At 47.1% G+C, this 15,368-nt stretch carries 13 protein-coding genes; 2 read left to right on the top strand and 11 right to left on the bottom strand.

The features are described from left to right. Positions 1 to 5 precede the first annotated feature (5 nt). The gene (locus tag NL647_RS00695; protein ID WP_009705022.1) at positions 6 to 728 is read right to left on the bottom strand and encodes a TerC family protein; all 723 of its coding nucleotides are present in this window, start codon (positions 726 to 728) and stop codon (positions 6 to 8) included. A gap of 512 nt (positions 729 to 1,240) precedes the next feature. Between NL647_RS00695 and NL647_RS00690 the strand changes: the two genes are divergently transcribed. Continuing rightward, positions 1,241 to 1,855: a mechanosensitive ion channel family protein gene (locus NL647_RS00690; protein WP_029789135.1), complete on the top strand. Its 615-nt coding sequence runs from the start codon at positions 1,241 to 1,243 to the stop codon at positions 1,853 to 1,855. Between the two features lie 31 nt (positions 1,856 to 1,886). Here the strand turns inward: NL647_RS00690 and NL647_RS00685 are convergent, their stop codons facing one another. From NL647_RS00685 to NL647_RS00675, 3 genes are all read right to left on the bottom strand, one after another. Beyond that, positions 1,887 to 2,150, bottom strand: coding sequence for a DUF3012 domain-containing protein (locus NL647_RS00685; protein ID WP_079325002.1), 264 nt, complete (start codon positions 2,148 to 2,150; stop codon positions 1,887 to 1,889). A gap of 161 nt (positions 2,151 to 2,311) precedes the next feature. Next, positions 2,312 to 3,331 (bottom strand): type 2 isopentenyl-diphosphate Delta-isomerase, encoded by a 1,020-nt coding sequence (gene fni, locus NL647_RS00680; RefSeq protein WP_253649470.1) that lies wholly within the window; start codon positions 3,329 to 3,331, stop codon positions 2,312 to 2,314. A gap of 249 nt (positions 3,332 to 3,580) precedes the next feature. Next, positions 3,581 to 5,374 carry a sodium:proton antiporter gene (locus tag NL647_RS00675; RefSeq protein WP_253649469.1) on the bottom strand — a complete coding sequence of 598 codons (1,794 nt, stop codon included), beginning with the start codon at positions 5,372 to 5,374 and terminating at the stop codon, positions 3,581 to 3,583. Positions 5,375 to 5,878: 504 nt separating this feature from the next. On the opposite strand from NL647_RS00675, the gene NL647_RS00670 reads away from it, so the two are divergent. Next, complete coding sequence (locus NL647_RS00670; RefSeq protein ID WP_253649468.1) at positions 5,879 to 8,596, top strand: DUF2339 domain-containing protein; 2,718 nt, start codon at positions 5,879 to 5,881, stop codon at positions 8,594 to 8,596. Positions 8,597 to 8,846: 250 nt separating this feature from the next. Here the strand turns inward: NL647_RS00670 and NL647_RS00665 are convergent, their stop codons facing one another. From NL647_RS00665 to flgG, 7 genes are read right to left on the bottom strand one after another with little or no spacing between them, the layout of a single operon-like run. Then, positions 8,847 to 9,887 (bottom strand): hypothetical protein, encoded by a 1,041-nt coding sequence (locus NL647_RS00665; RefSeq protein WP_005445367.1) that lies wholly within the window; start codon positions 9,885 to 9,887, stop codon positions 8,847 to 8,849. Between the two features lie 11 nt (positions 9,888 to 9,898). Further along, positions 9,899 to 10,798, bottom strand: coding sequence for a flagellar hook-associated protein FlgL (flgL, locus tag NL647_RS00660; RefSeq protein ID WP_005445368.1), 900 nt, complete (start codon positions 10,796 to 10,798; stop codon positions 9,899 to 9,901). A 12-nt stretch (positions 10,799 to 10,810) separates the two neighbouring features. Further along, positions 10,811 to 12,184, bottom strand: coding sequence for a flagellar hook-associated protein FlgK (gene flgK, locus NL647_RS00655; protein ID WP_005445369.1), 1,374 nt, complete (start codon positions 12,182 to 12,184; stop codon positions 10,811 to 10,813). Continuing rightward, on the bottom strand, positions 12,185 to 12,733 hold the full coding sequence (locus NL647_RS00650) for a rod-binding protein (protein ID WP_005445370.1): 549 nt from the start codon (positions 12,731 to 12,733) through the stop codon (positions 12,185 to 12,187). 10 nt (positions 12,734 to 12,743) lie between these two features. Further along, positions 12,744 to 13,865 (bottom strand): flagellar basal body P-ring protein FlgI, encoded by a 1,122-nt coding sequence (locus tag NL647_RS00645; protein ID WP_005445371.1) that lies wholly within the window; start codon positions 13,863 to 13,865, stop codon positions 12,744 to 12,746. Further along, complete coding sequence (gene flgH / locus NL647_RS00640) at positions 13,865 to 14,536, bottom strand: flagellar basal body L-ring protein FlgH (protein WP_009696916.1); 672 nt, start codon at positions 14,534 to 14,536, stop codon at positions 13,865 to 13,867. Before flgH ends, NL647_RS00645 begins: the two co-directional genes overlap by 1 nt. Before the next feature lie 32 nt (positions 14,537 to 14,568). Next, positions 14,569 to 15,354 carry a flagellar basal-body rod protein FlgG gene (gene flgG / locus NL647_RS00635; protein WP_005445374.1) on the bottom strand — a complete coding sequence of 262 codons (786 nt, stop codon included), beginning with the start codon at positions 15,352 to 15,354 and terminating at the stop codon, positions 14,569 to 14,571. Positions 15,355 to 15,368: the final 14 nt, after the last annotated feature.

Genomic DNA, 15,368 nt, shown 5'->3' with positions numbered 1-15,368 from the left:
AAAGTTTAGAAATATTGCCCTGCCACACGTCGAGAAGAAGGTTGTCGGCTGATCAAGATATGGCATAGCTCAAGCAGCAAACCAAACGCAAGCGCACTGTAAACGTAGTGCTTATCGATATTCAGCCCTAACCCTTCAACAATCAGCAGCGCACCTAATACAATCAGGAACAGTAGCGCGAGCACTTTCAATCCCGGATGGCGAGTAATCACAGCCTGAACTTTATTCGCCATCAACATCAGAATCACACTCGAAGAGATGATCACGCCAGCAAGAATGGTGATGTCCTGCGTTAGGCTTGCCGCAATAATCAACGAATCGAGAGAAAACACCGCGTCCACAGCAATAATCTGCAATATTACTGTGCCAACTTGCCCAGCAAAGAATTGATGTGGCGGAGTTTCAATAGGCACGACCCACGCCCAAAGCTCTTTGATGCCTTTAAACAACAGGAATGCACCGCCGACAATAAAGATAAGATCATTACAAGAAAGTGATACCCCTTGGTATTCGACAAACGGTTCCTTCCAAGACAGCAACCAAGATACCGAAAATACCAGTGCAATGCGGTTTAACACTGCTAAACCGATACCGAGATTACGTACGCGTTGACGCAAATGAGCAGGAAGACGCTCAGTCATGATGGTAATAAAGACGATGTTATCGACACCCAGAATGAGTTCTAACATGAGTAAGGTGCCGAAGGCGATAAAGTAGTCGAGATTCATTATTTAAGTTCTCTGTGCAAAGTACGAAAGAATAGTTATTCAATATCCACTCTCTCCTAAGCAGGCACTACCTTGCGCTCAAATCCCCTCTCTAACATGGGGAAGTCTGTATTCCGTTCTTAGGTGCTTTGGGTGAGTTGTTCCCTAATGACGCGATTATGAGTAGCGTCTTTTCATTGCTTTGTAGAACACGTAAAGCAATTTTATCGCGATAAGTGTCATCACTTTCTCCAAGGTTGTGGTTAATCAGAGGAAGGCTATTGTATTCACCAGTTTCATAACCACATCACAAAGCACTTAGAAAAAGATAAAGAAAATATAAAACAAATAAACACCTTAATTTCATGGCTTTAAATAAACTAAAAACCACCAAAGGTGAAAAATTCGTACCAAAAGAAACGGTTTCTTTGGCTTATAAAATGACATGAGAGAGATATGATTTTTTGCTGAGAGAGACTTGACGCTTTTTCCGATGGTTGACCGTACACTCGCCCTATACAGAGGAGAACGTAATGCTGTCATCGATTGAACAATTTCTACAAATCCTGAGTGACTACGACATACTGCTCGGTCTGATTTTCATTTTGGCTTATCAAATCTTCAGTACGATCGCGACGAAAGCACTCACTACGTTAGCGCGGAATAAAAAAGTCAAACCACCAAGAATATTATTCATTACCAGAACGGTGAACATTTTGTTGTTCGTCTTCTTATTTGCTACGTTTTTGCTCGTGAGCGGCATTGGCTACGGGAATTTTTCTATCTTCCTCTCTTCTGTGTTTACCGTTCTAGGCGTGAGCTTTATTGCTCAGTGGTCAATTCTGAGCAACATCACTGCTAGCTTTCTTATCTTCTTCGTTTTCCCTTACCGTGTCGGCGATAACATTCGTATTGATGATGGCGCAGGAATTGAAGGAACGATCATAGACATTCGTTTGTTTCACACCTTGATAAAGCATGAAGACGGCGACTTTTCGACTTATCCAAATAACCTCTTGCTACAAAAGAACGTCACCAAGAGAACCCATAAGAATGCCGTTGAGCCGACTCTACAAAAGGTCACCGACGTAGATATCGATGTTAGTGTCGGTGTTGATGACCTTCAGATACAAGAAAGCCGAGCATAGTGCTCGGCTTTCTCATTTTTGTTCGGTCAATTTAGAACACGCAGTGCTTAGCAAAGTCTGTCGCTTCGTTGGCTGTCCAATCGCCTTTTGGCTTCTCTTTTAAATCTTCACACCACTGCTCGCTACCGATGCCATCTTGCAGAACGCAGTGCTTTGCAAAATCTACTGCGTTGTCAGCGGTCCACTCTGTTTTAGACTTGTCACGCATGTCTTTACACCAAGCTTCTGTGCCCACTTCGTCAGTACATGCGGTAAGCGCTGTTGCCGCTAGCAGTAGCATTACCAATTTTTTCATAAATTCAGGTTCCACTTTCAATTGATGAATGGACTATACCCAAAATATCAGCGCAAGTGTTAAGACTCAGACAATTTATCGACGTTCACTCTGTAAAAGACGTGAAATTCGGCGAAATCAACCTAACTGTATCAATAAGCGAGTAAATATTAGCCGTTGAGCTAAAGACGACGAGCTTGGGTCAATGCTTGGAGATTTACAGAGCCGGAACCAAAGCACGCTAAACGCAGCTCTAATGCCATTTGTTCAAAGTGATCGACAACAGACTGTGTGCTGATTGTTGCGGCTTTTAATACCGCACCAGCTTGCCCAACTAGATTGGCACCCAGATGTATCGCCTTCGCGGCTTCTAAGCCGTTATGCACGCCGCCAGACGCAATTAAAGGTAAGTCAGGGTATTGAGCGTGAATTTGCTCTAAACACTTAGCCGTTGGGATACCCCAGTCACGAAACAACTCAGCTGCGCGCTGCATCTTATTGTCTGTCTGACAGTAACCTTCGACCGCTGACCAACTTGTACCACCAGCGCCCGCAACATCAATCGCATCCACGCCTACTTCAACAAGTTGTTTCGCCACTGCGCCACTGATGCCAAAACCCACCTCTTTGATGATCATCGGAACATCAATGCGCTGTTTTAGCTGCTCAATCGATTTAAGCACACCAATCCAATCATGGTCGCCATTCTGTTGAAAAGCTTCTTGCATAGGGTTGAGATGCACAAATAAAGCGTCCGCTTGGATAAAGTCGACCGCACGTTGGGCGTTGTCGAGACGTTGTTTGTCTCTCAGTTGAGCGGCACCCAGGTTGGAATACAAAGGCACGCCCTTGGCGAGATCACGAATGGTTTTACCCAGGCCTGAATGTAGGCTGTCTTCTAGGCTCACTCGCTGTGAGCCAACCCCCATCGCAATGCCCATTTCACTAGCCGCTTCTGCCAAACTACAGTTGATGATTTCTGCGTCTTTTGCGCCGCCAGTCATCGAACTGATCAAAAACGGCAACGCCAATGAATGACCAAGAAACTCGCTCGAAAGATCGATGGTGTTAAAGTCACATTCAGGCAATGCGCAATGCTCAAATTCGACAGACTCAAAGCCCGCCGTTTTGCTTTTCATGTTCATGTCATGATGTAAAACAGCGTCTAGATGTAAGTCTTTTCGATTAGATTGCGGAGCCATAATGTCACCCTAAAGTAAAACAGTCGCGCAGTATTGCGATCCTTGTCATTGCCGTCAATGCGAAAATTCGGAAATTGAACAATTTATTTGCCGAATCGAGCCTTGTGGGCTCTGGTCTTATGACTAAGGAATCATATTAAGGAGCAGCGTTTAAAACACTGCGCCTCACTGCTCTATTAAGCTTGGGTAACGATTAACAATGTTGCCACTCCGATGTGCCAAGAGTGGCAGTTCTATACGCCATTTGCGCTATTGAGTCTCGACCGATTGAATAAGCGCCACCACAGTGCTGGTTGTAGGCGGTTTGAACTGGTCTGGATCATCACAGAATTGAATTTTGCCTTTCTCTTCAACATGGAAAAGCGGAATCATCAAATTGTCTTTGTGGTGATCAAGGTAATGTTGGTAGGTGAAACTCTCGCTTAGCTTGGTGTGTTTGATTTCTGCCCCTTGGCTCAACAAACTTGCCATTTGGGTGTAACTGACGTTGCCACCCATCAGCAATTTGCCGTGATACTCTTCGGCAACCGAGTGTTTTTCATTGCCGTTAGATTTGGTTTTCTGCAGGCAATGTACTTTATCTTCGCCGAATTCGCCGACAAATTGCATACACGCCATGATATTGAAGTGTTGGTCTGGCGTCAGTGCCACCACTTGTCCAATACCAATCAGGTTCAGGTTATCATCCGCATGGCTAGAGATCGGGTTACCGTAGTAATGGTCTAAGCCCAACATGCGAACTTGGCTGATGTAATCCCAGTTAGAATCGGTGAGCAGAACTTTGCGATCGTATCTCGCCAGTGCTTTTCCTATCTCTTGCGCCACTCGGTTTGCGCCAATCAATAGAAAGCCTCTCGGTGCTGGCTCAGCCACGCCCAACACTTTAGCCATAGGGCGAGCCGTCGCACTTTGTAGTACCACGGTGCCGATGATCACCATGAAGGTCATTGGCACCAACAGCATGGCTTCTGAAATGCCATATTCTGTCAGCTTGATAGCAAACAGAGACGAGATGGATGCTGCAACAATACCGCGCGGCGCAACCCAAGAGAGGAACAGCTTATCCTTGAAGGTTAAGTTACTGCGAATAGTTGAAGCGAAAATCGAAAGTGGACGCGATACCAACTGCATGAAAACAAACAACATTACCGCACCAATGCCAAGCGCGGCAAAGTCATCAAGACTGATTCGAGCCGCTAAGAAGATGAACAACCCGGTGATCAACAAGATGGTTAAGTGTTCTTTAAAGTGCAGGATCTGCTGAATGTTGATGCCCTTTGCATTTGCTAACCACATGCCCATAACGGTAACCGTCAGTAGCCCTGCTTCCGATTCCATTTGGTTAGAAATCGAGAACACACCGAGCACCACCATCAATACCGCAAATGGCTGAAGGTATTCCGGCAGCCAAGCTCGGCGCAAAACGGTAGATACCGCAGCACCGGAGGCAACACCAAGAATCAAACCCACCGCAATGATGGTACCGAATACTTCGATACTGTTTACGGCATTGTGCGAGACAATAAACTCGTACACCATCACCACAAACAGCGCGCCTAGTGGGTCAATGAGAATGCCTTCCCAACGCAGAATATTGGCGAGTTTGGAGCTTGGGCGCACGGTCCTTAGCAATGGTACGATCACCGTTGGACCAGTAACGACGGTTAAACTGGCGAATAAAATCGCAAGCTCCCAAGTAAAGTTAAGGAAATAGTGCGTCGCCACACTGGTTGCCACCCAAGAGATGATTGCGCCGACAGACACGATGCTCCACACCGAACCGCTCACGCCACGGATCTCTTTAAAGTTAAGGGTTAAACTGCCCTCAAATAGAATCACCGCCACAGCGAGGGAAACTAAGGGGAAGAGTAAATCCCCGAGAATGTCATCTGGATTGAGCCATTGCAGAATCGGACCAACAATGATCCCTGTTAATAGCAAGAACAGAATGGCAGGTAAGCGCATTCGCCACGCCAACCATTGACAACCTAAACCGATAACCCCAACCGCCGACAGCACCAGCGCCTCGTTGCCCACTTGCATTTATCATCACCTAATTTGTTATTGTTATGGTGAGCTTTCGCCCAAAACCAATTAACTCTATAAAAAAGATTAGTTTAGTGTGAATGCTCCGCCAGTTTTCGTTCAAATATGCGACTCTCCCTCAAAATTCTCGGTCTGTGTTGTATACCCAAGTAACCTCGAGATGCTCGGTTCAGCGAGAATGACTGGGTTTGTAGACGCGGCGGCGATTTAAAGGTCTAGCGGGTCTAAATCAAGAATCGACAACAAAGTATACAAGCCCAGTCAACTCGCCCTTTGGGAGCGTGTCATTGACCCGATTGCTGCGTCAAACAACTTGGAAAGAGCGGGCTATTACGCTACGTTGTTTTCCTTGCTAGCTTTCGGTAAAAACAGAGAATCAATGACAACGCTCTGAATCCTGCATCTTGAAGTCACTTGGGTATATATCCCGTTAGCTTGCCACACAGTGAACTAAACTTAGCTAAGTTGCTCAAAGTTAAGGGTTCTCAAACAAGGAAGGGAGTGCAACAGTTGTTAATCTCATTGGCGGTTATCTTGGCGGTTTGTGCCATAGTCATCACATGGAAAGCAGTCGGTCGAATATCAAGGCTCGAAGACGAAGTGTCTCTGCTTCATAAAGAACTGACAGAGCTGCGTGCGCGTTGGTTTGAGGGAGATACATCAACGACTCCACAGCCTGAGCATAAGGTTACAGCAGCACTGCATGCGTCAACACCACCAGACAGTCCCGTACCGCCTAATGATCCAGAGCCTAAATCAGATCCAGAGCCAATAACTGCGTCTCTAGCAGCCAAAGAAGTGCCACAACCGATTGTTGAGCCGAGCCTCCCGTCACTCGACGAAGTGCACATAGGTGGTTTAGCCCATAGCAGTGAATCCGTTTTTGAGAAGCAAGCCAATAAACTGCTGACCAACATCCAAGAAAATTGGTTGGTTTGGGTTGGCGCGCTCGCCATGTTGATTGGTGGCGGTTATCTCGTGCAAGTGATTGGCAGTCATATCGAGTTCTCACCAATCATGCGTGTGACCATCGCATTCTCAATCTCCCTTGCTACCGTGATAGCAGGTGAGTGGTTCCATCGCCGTGAGCAAAAATCCTCAGACCGAGCAGAACGAGCGAAAGGTTTTACTTACGTACCTGCTGCCATTACCGGAACAGGGTTAACAGGGATTTACTGCACGGTGATCTTTGCGTTTGTCTTCTATCAACTATTATCGCCTAGTGCATCGCTGCTGATCTTAGCGGGCGCCGCATTTTCGAGCTTAGCTCTCTCCCTGCGCCAGGGACCTTTAATGGCTGTACTTGGTTTGATCGGCGGCTACTCCGCGCCCCTGTGGATTGGCGGCGCAGAGCCCAACTATTACTTGCTCGCGGGCTATATCACTGCGATTTCAGTTGCCGCGACTTTGTTAATGCAAAAGATCCGACACGCTTGGATTTCACCATCGATGACCGTGCCGCATGTTTTGTGGATGCTTCTGCTGATCGAAAGCATACCAATAGAGCAACTATTCTCTTGGCTTACGCTCTTCCTTTCACTCAGTTTGTACCTGTTGTTTGTCGTACCAAGAATGGGCTGGATGCTCAAACCGCGTTACCGTCATTGCCAAGGTAAGTGGACACATCCGCCAACAGGCATTGCTCTGGCTATCACGTTGTTAATACTGTCGGCATTGGCTCGCATGTCCAGCGTTGATACCGCAGAGATAGTTTACTTCTATGTATTCTTTATTGCCATGATTTGGCTACCAGCCGTTCGAAAGGCTTGGTCGTTAAGAATCTTTTTACCATCAATTTTGGTGGCTTCTACCGCAATCATGCTGCTTTCTATCGCGCTTGACTCTATCTATATGGCAGAGGGGCAAACACCAGTATTGGTTGCGCTCGGTGTCAGTATTGCGTTGATTGCACTGCGAACGTTATTCCAGACACTAGCAGGTGATCACTCACGGCTGACGGGTATCCTCTTCCTTGTTCTTGCCCCAGCAATGACATTGATTACCCTGCTCTACGCGTACGAGTTTATGAGTCGTCATGTTTTTGCTTGGACACTCTTCACCGCAGTGATTGCGGTTTATTACGCCTTACTCGGACAGAAATTCAAAGCTCTGGCGCTGGAGTGTTCAGCTATCATGCACGCCATCATTGCAGGAACGGCTTTTGTTTGGCTCAATGACACATGGCTTACGACTGCCATTTCGATTCAAGTGGCAGTAATGGCATTACAAACTCAAGCCAACCTGTTCCGCCCTGCAAGTTGGGCAGTGAAAGTTGCCATGGGGATCTTGGTCATACGTCTGACTTTGCTACCATTCATTCCAGAGTGGCAACCCGTTAATGCTGGGCACTGGGCTTGGGTATTGATCAGTTACTTGCCGTCTTTGGCGATTCTTGCTTACGCTCGTACTGTATTACATCACTCAGATACAGAACTCGCCAATTGGTTTGAAGGTGCATTTTTACACGTGTTCTTGATGGCAGTGTTCACTCAGACCAACTACTGGCTGACGGGGCAATACGGCTACCTTGGCTACGTCGATTTCACTTCTGCCATTGTGTTTGCCAACCAAGCGTTAGTGATGGGATTGGTTTACAGCTATCGCAGCAAGTTCGCGCAACAATTAGAACGTGTTTATCAAGCTTACAGCTACCTACTTTGGGGCGTCTTTGTTGTGTTGGTGTTGCTACTCAATAGCCTTGATTCACCGTTGATGGTCAATAATGTTTCCGCTGAGTCCATGCCTGTGTTTAACATGCTATCACTCGGCTGGCTACTGCCTGCAATTATTTTGCTAGTAACCACTTACAAACACTGGGACACATTGCAAATCCCACGTCCTATTGTTACTAGCTTTGGTCTTATCTTAACGGCAGCTTGGCTAGGTATGTCGATTCGCCAATTCTGGCAGCCTATCTCGATGACGCTAGCTCAACCAACGGGTATGGCAGAGCTGTTTACCTACTCGATTGCTGGTTTGATTGTCGGCGGCTTACTCACTTGGGTAGGCGCAACACGTAAAGCGATGACGATTCAACGTATTGGTTTGGCAGTGTTGGCGTGCGTCGCGCTTAAGGTATTCTTGTGGGATGTAAGTTCACTAGATGGCTTCTGGCGAGCGGTTAGCTTCTTGGGGTTAGGGGCGTCACTGATTGGACTTGGGTGGTTGTTCCAAAAACTCCATCGTTCGGTTGCAGGACCTGTTGAGCAAGCAGAATAGAGTTTGAACTAAGAAAGAGATTCCCGACGTCGCTCCTTCGTCGCTCTCGGGAATGACCCAGAAGAGTATTGAGCAGTTGACGAATTCTAAAGCGGAATACGCGCCTAATGATCGTCTTTTCAGAGTTGAGGAATTAAGTGTCAGGAATCTCTCTTTTAATAGCGAACTAGAAAGGCGATTCCCAACTCTTTTCTGGTTTTTGAAACCACATATAGAATCGAGAAGGGAATCTTGGAGTGTTCTTGAAAGGTTATTTCAGGAGCGCCACAACCGTATGGCGACGCACATTCGCTTGTGCATTAAGCGCTTGGAACGTTGAGGTAAATTGATCTGACGTTGCCATAAATCCATCGAGTTTCGAATTCACATCCTCGGCACTCATCTGGTTAGATTTACTTTGCACCGAACGCATCTGAGCACTCAACTCACCGTGAAAAGCTTTGGCTTCTTCCAAGCTGGTTTGCACTTGTCTTAAATGCTGATTCACCTTGGCAATAGTTTGTTTGATGCCATCGCGAGAACCTAGGTCAAAGCTTAACTCTGCAATACCGTCAGGTTCCGATTTTAGGTTCAGAACATTAGCGTGCCCCGCTGGGAATCGATGCCCTTCACCCGTCACCAATACCTTTTGCTGCATTTGCTGATAAGCAGTATCGCGCGCTTCAAATAAAATAGTGCCGTCTTCCGCCAGTGATGCGCGCATTCCCATCGCAATCAAACTGCGATCGAGCATTTTCACCGTACGCGCACCATCCGCCTGACCGTCAAACTGGATCATCACCGATTGACCCTGCGGAAAATCCAAGCGAATTTGCTCTGCTTTTTCACTCAAACGATGTACGTTCAAACCCGGGATAGAGAAGCGGCGAATATCGGCTTTATCCAGTTTTAGGTGCAGTTCGTTATCAATCACCTTTTGTCCATCAAAACGCGCCTGATCAACCACTTGTTGAATGGACGTTTTGGAGCGAACTAAGCTGTCTTGCAAACCGGGGACGTTCTGTGTTCCTTGGCTAACGGCTTGGGTCAAACCTCGCTTAATTTGAGTCAGCTCTCTACCAATCACTTGCAGCGATTTTGATGCGATCTGCACAGCGGTTGCTTGTTGCTGACCTTGAGTAAGCTGAATACCGGAAACAGAATAGGCTGACGCGGTGTCAGCCTGAACTTGCCTAGGACGCGGTTTAATCGCACTGCTCGTATCCGCTGAGCGGGTCGGCATGATAGAGGCTTGTTCTTGCCCACCTAAGCGTATACTGTGGGGTCTTACCTCTACTGTGCTCATCACCATATAAAACTTCCTTAAATACGATCAAACAGGTTGAGATCGTTGATCTTAACGTAGCTAGCTTGCGTTGCTTGTAACGCTGCCATGTAGTTGCTCAAACGTACTGATGCTTCACCGTAATCGAGCGCAGACAAATCGTTCGTCACTTTATCAACAAACAGCTTGTTTTCGCCGTGAGCTCCATCCATCAGATCTAGGTTGTTGTGGCGTCCACCAATCTCTGTGATAGCACCTAATACGTTTGCAGAGGTATCATCAATGGCAGCAAGGCTAGCGTCCACTTCAGCTCGAAAATTCGGACTCGGCTTCTCAAATTCTGCAATTAAAGCATCAAGTTGGTTCAGCACATTGTCGCCACTGCCAAGCTCTAAAATGTCTTTAGCGGTCATGTTGGATTCCATGGTGACGCCTTTAGCAACCGTCACAACACGCTTATCACTGTTGCCGTCTACTTGGTAAACACCGCCCCCGTTACTCACCGCTGGTTTGTCGGTTTGGGTGCCTGAAAACAAGTAATGACCTTCTTCGTCTTGTGCATTAAAGGACGACTGTATGGCGTCTCGGTAGCTTTTTAGTTCGGTAACCATGCCGCTGCGGTCATCATCGGTTAACGAGCCATTTGCCCCCCAAAGCACCAAATCGCGAACACTTTTCAGGCTTTCATTCACAGAATCCAAATGTGTTTCTTGCGCAGAAAGCGTCGTTTTAAGATTGGCAATATTGCTTTGGTACTGACCGATTGCGCTGTTTTCACGCTCAAGGTTAAGTAGCTTAATGGACGCCATTGGATCGTCTGAAAGCTTGGTCAGTCGATTACCTGTCGACATTTGTTGTAGCACATTCCCCAAGCCTGCGTTGTTGGTTTGCAGACTTTGCAGCATCATTTGGCTGAATTGAGTGTCACTGATTCGCATATCGAGTTCCCTTTAGAAAAGCTGCAATACAGCATCGAAAAGTTGGTTAGCTGTGCTAATGACTTTCATATTGGCATTGTGTGCGTTAGCAAACGTCATCAAGTTCGCCGCTTCTTCATTACTGTTAACCGCACTAACATTATCGCGTGCTGCGTGAGCTTGCTTGTTCATTGCGGTTTTTGCTTCATAATCTGCCGCAGCTTGGCGCGCTTTAATCGCCGTTTCACCAACCATTGCGGTAAATGCATCGTTCAAGCTCAAAGAACCAAAACCTGTAATGGCGACCGGTTTGTTGCTCAACTTAATCAAGTTATTCAGTACGTCGGCATTACCTGGCGCGCCATCACTTGAGAATGCCAATTCCTCTGCGCTGATTCCCGTAATTTTTAAGCTAGATGAAGGGTTTGCTGGGTCGTAACTGAACAAAGGTTTGCCCGGGTTACCTTTAAGGTCTTTACCCGTCGCAAGTACCGCGTTGTACTCGTCTGCCATCGCCTTTGCCATATCGTCTAGTGCCACTTGGTTTGGCATTAGGATTTCTGTTTGATAGTCGTTAATCGCTCCCAATTTGCCGCCGACAGATTGATCGAGACCAAAACTTTGAGAAGCAAACTCAACATTTAAATCAGCAAGATAAGGATCGGAAGGATTTGGCTTCGACGTTAGCTGACCGTAATCAGTCCCCATCACCAAAGGCTGACCTGAAGCGAGTGTCACCTGCATGCTTCCATCAGCTTGATCCGTTGTCTTGATTTCAACGATCTGAGAGAGCTCACCAATCAAAACATCACGAGTATCCATTAGCTGAGCTGGGTTACCGCCCGTTCCCTGCATTTCGACAATCTGCTTGTTTATGTGAGCGATGTTCGTCATCAAGCTATTGGCATGATTTAACGCCGCATTACGTTGCTCACTCATGTCTTTATGCTGATTATGAAGCGACTCGGTTAATGTATTGAAGCGACGCGCTAACGCTTCTGATTCGTTGATAATTTGCTGACGGTATGGAATTGATTCTGGTTTTACTGTGGCATCATTCAAAGCTGCGTTAAGCGAATCCAAGCCCGCAGAAATACTAAAACCATCAGCGCCAAGCGTACTTTCAAGCTGGCTCATTGCGGTAGTGTAACCACTTGAGTATGACGCTAGGCTGTTTGTCGACCAAGTCTGTTTGACCAAAAACTGGTCTGTTACGCGGCGAATACTTGTGACTTCAACACCAATGCCCGGACTGAGCTTGTTGTACTTGCCATCCCCTACAGATGCCATAAGCGCTTGTTGACGGCTGTATCCTGGCGTATTGATGTTTGCCACGTTTTGCGCCGTCACTTCAAGTGCGACTTGGTTTGCGTTCAAGCCTGAAAGGCCGATATTAACAAGGTTCATTTACAGCTCCATTTTTCTGATCAGCGGCTGAGTAAACGCGGTCGTCATACCGGCTTCACCGAGCACTTGTTTAACAGAGGCGACCACTTGCTGCACGGAATTAACTGCATCAGTGACTGTGGCGATATCATCACTTTCAAGTTGTGACTTGCGTTCAAGCGAGGTCACTTTTCCATCATTCGCCGAAGAGATACTGCGTGATTGGTCGAATGCTACCTCACGCATTGATGGGCTTAGCTGTTGAACCAGCATATTGGCAATGCCCGCATTTTGCTTTTTAGCCAGCTCCATTGCCAGTTGACCGTCATACATATCGCGAAACACACCTTGTTGTTGGCTAGCAAATGGACTGTCTTTGTCAGCCAACACGTCACTACTGCTGCGCATTTGACGAAGCACCATTTGCAGAAACATGGCTTCAAACTGACCTGCAACCACTTCCAAGGCACCTTCTTGATCACGGCTTCTCTTGATGTTCGCTAGCGCACTATTGTCGTGATACAACATGGAGCTCAGTTTGGCTTGATCGTTACTTGTATCTAATTTCATCTCAAACTCCTTAAATCACGACAAGCTCGGCATTCAACGCACCCGCTTCACTGAGTGCTTGCAGAATCGACATCAGATCCGTCGGTGTTGCACCTAAGCTATTCACTGCATTGACGATGGTGTTCAGCTCCGTTCCCGGCGGCCATATCACCATTTGTGCAAGCTCTTCATCAACGTTAATTTGCGTTTGATCTATGACTTTTGTATCACCACCAGCAAAGGCGTTCGGCTGGCTAACTTGCTGCGATTCCGATATACGGACAGTCAAGTTACCGTGGCTAACTGCCGCTTCGCCCACTTTGACATTTTTACCGATGACAACGGTGCCAGTACGAGAGTTGAAAACAATTCGAGCCGGTTTACGACCTTCTTCCACGCTCATCTCTTCTAGCATCGACATCATGGTTACACGCTGCTGGGTATCCATTGGTGCTCGCATTTCAACGCGTGCTTTGTTGATTGCTTTCGCTACATTTGGACCAAAGGTGTTGTTGATTTCGCGGGCGATGTTTTTTGCGGTAGTGAAACTTGGTTTACGAAGGTTTAACGTGATTTCACCACGCTGGTTAAAGTCTGTTTCGATTTCTCGCTCCAACGTTGCACCGTTTGGAACACGACCTGCAGTTGGTGTGTTCACTTCTACCTTGGAGCCGCTTTTGCCTTCTGCCGATAAGCCGCCAACTACCACACTACCTTGAGCGATGGCATAAACTTCACCATCAATACCGCGCAGTGGTGTAAGTAATAGCGTACCGCCACGTAAGCTTTTCGCATCACCAATTGAAGAGACTACGACGTCGAGTGTTTGACCAGGTCCCGCCATTGGGTCTACCGATGCAGTAACACTCACCGATGCCACGTTACGTAGTTTCGGGTTCATGCTGTCATCAATTTGTACACCAAATTGGCGTAACATGTTGGTAATCGATTGAGCAGTGAATTTAACTTGGTTCCGATCTCCTTGACCTGCCAAGCCCACTACCAAACCGTAGCCGACCAATTGGTTTTCTCGGATGCCCTGAACATCCACCAAGTCCATGATCGGAATTTCCACTTCAGCTTGCGAAGTGGCAGGAAGTCCCAAGGTCAATGCCAATAGGAAAGAAGAAAAGAATGCGTTAATTGGCTTCATTAGAATGGTACCCATGGGCTGTTGAAGAACTGCGTCAGCCACCCAGCTGCGTTGCTGTCAGCTAATGCGCCGCGACCTGCATAGGTGATACGAGCATCTGCAATACGCTGAGAAGAAACTTGGTTGCTACGGTTGATATCATCAACACGCACGATGCCTGTTAGGCGAATAAATTCATCGCCTTGGTTAAGTCGCAACCACTTTTCACCGCTAATACGAAGCACACCATTTGGTAACACTTCATGCACAGTAACCGTGATTGCACCCTGTAATTTGTTGCCCTGTGAACTAGAAGCGCTGCCATCAAAATTACGGCTACCGTCCACGCTTACACCCAATTCATCGATGGTTTTAGTGCCAATGGTTGGCGCAACAAAATTTACAGTGGAGCTTTTACCAAACTTAGTGCCTGCTTTTTTGCTGGATTCCGTCTCTTCCGATAGCTGCACCGTCAAGACATCACCAACACGGTAGGCACGTCGGTCTTGGAATAACGTCATGGTGTATTGGTGACGATAAAGGCTACCTGAGTTTGCTTCTGGCAAGGTGTAATCCAACACCGGCGGCGCGTATTCCTCTGCATTTGGTTCAGGCGGAATAAACTCCTGACGCCCAGCACATCCCACCAGCAACACGACGGCAACTGCCCAACTTTTCGAAAGCCATTTCATTGCTTTTTCCTTCATCATCACCAATTTCTTACCTACATTGCCTGTGCGACAAACTTCAGCATGTCATCCGCTGCAGAAACGACTTTTGCGTTCATTTCGTATGCGCGCTGAGTTGTGATCATGTCGACCATCTCTTCAACAACTTGCACGTTAGAGCCTTCTAAAGCACCTTGCTTAATGCTGCCCGCGCCATCTTCACCTGCGATTAACTCGTCAGCTGGTCCGCTTGCAGCTGTTTCACGGAACAAGTTGCCACCCACTGCTTCTAAGCCCGCTGGGTTAATGAACTTAGCCAGAGTGATTTGCCCTAGTTGTTGCGGCGTCGGGTCATCTGCTGACGTGGTTGTTACCGTGCCATCCACACCAACAGAGAATGAAATGGCGTTATCTGGGATCTGAATTTGAGGTTCTAGTGGTAGACCTTGACTGTTCACCATCAAACCTTCTGAGTTGATATGGAACTGACCATTTCGGGTGTACATGATCTGACCGTCAGAGTTTTCGATTTGGAAAAAGCCCTGACCCATTACCGCCAAGTCAAACTCACCAGTCGTGTTTTGTGTGTTACCTTGTGTGAAGACTTTTTGCGTCCCCACGACACGAACACCAGAACCCAACTGAACACCGGTTGGTAGCTCGTTAACTTGGTCAACTTGCGCGCCTGGCTGACGCTGAATGCTGTAGAACAGGTCTTCAAACACTACTCGGTCACGCTTAAAGCCGACCGTGTTGACGTTTGCTAGGTTGTTCGAGATGGCAGTCATTTTTGTATCTTGAGCTGCCATGCCCGTTTTACTTACCCATAATGCTGAATGCATTGGTTATCTCCTTT

This window comes from Vibrio sp. Y29_XK_CS5, from assembly GCF_024181835.1.
GTDB classification, from domain to species: domain Bacteria; phylum Pseudomonadota; class Gammaproteobacteria; order Enterobacterales; family Vibrionaceae; genus Vibrio; species Vibrio harveyi.
Note: the sequence above shows the minus strand (reverse complement) of the source record. Positions and strands in the feature narration are given on the sequence as shown.

Excerpts from the sequence above, each read along its gene's own strand:
- flgH (WP_009696916.1), bottom strand. The coding sequence starts at position 14,536 with ATGAAATGGCTTTCGAAAAGTTGGGCAGTTGCCGTCGTGTTGCTGGTG.
- NL647_RS00690 (WP_029789135.1), top strand. The coding sequence starts at position 1,241 with ATGCTGTCATCGATTGAACAATTTCTACAAATCCTGAGTGACTACGAC.
- NL647_RS00695 (WP_009705022.1), bottom strand. The coding sequence starts at position 728 with ATGAATCTCGACTACTTTATCGCCTTCGGCACCTTACTCATGTTAGAA.
- flgK (WP_005445369.1), bottom strand. The coding sequence starts at position 12,184 with ATGAACCTTGTTAATATCGGCCTTTCAGGCTTGAACGCAAACCAAGTC.
- NL647_RS00675 (WP_253649469.1), bottom strand. The coding sequence starts at position 5,374 with ATGCAAGTGGGCAACGAGGCGCTGGTGCTGTCGGCGGTTGGGGTTATC.
- NL647_RS00650 (WP_005445370.1), bottom strand. The coding sequence starts at position 12,733 with ATGAAATTAGATACAAGTAACGATCAAGCCAAACTGAGCTCCATGTTG.
- NL647_RS00645 (WP_005445371.1), bottom strand. The coding sequence starts at position 13,865 with ATGAAGCCAATTAACGCATTCTTTTCTTCTTTCCTATTGGCATTGACC.
- NL647_RS00685 (WP_079325002.1), bottom strand. The coding sequence starts at position 2,150 with ATGAAAAAATTGGTAATGCTACTGCTAGCGGCAACAGCGCTTACCGCA.
- flgG (WP_005445374.1), bottom strand. The coding sequence starts at position 15,354 with ATGCATTCAGCATTATGGGTAAGTAAAACGGGCATGGCAGCTCAAGAT.
- fni (WP_253649470.1), bottom strand. The coding sequence starts at position 3,331 with ATGGCTCCGCAATCTAATCGAAAAGACTTACATCTAGACGCTGTTTTA.
- NL647_RS00665 (WP_005445367.1), bottom strand. The coding sequence starts at position 9,887 with ATGGTGATGAGCACAGTAGAGGTAAGACCCCACAGTATACGCTTAGGT.
- flgL (WP_005445368.1), bottom strand. The coding sequence starts at position 10,798 with ATGCGAATCAGTGACACTCAATTCAGCCAAATGATGCTGCAAAGTCTG.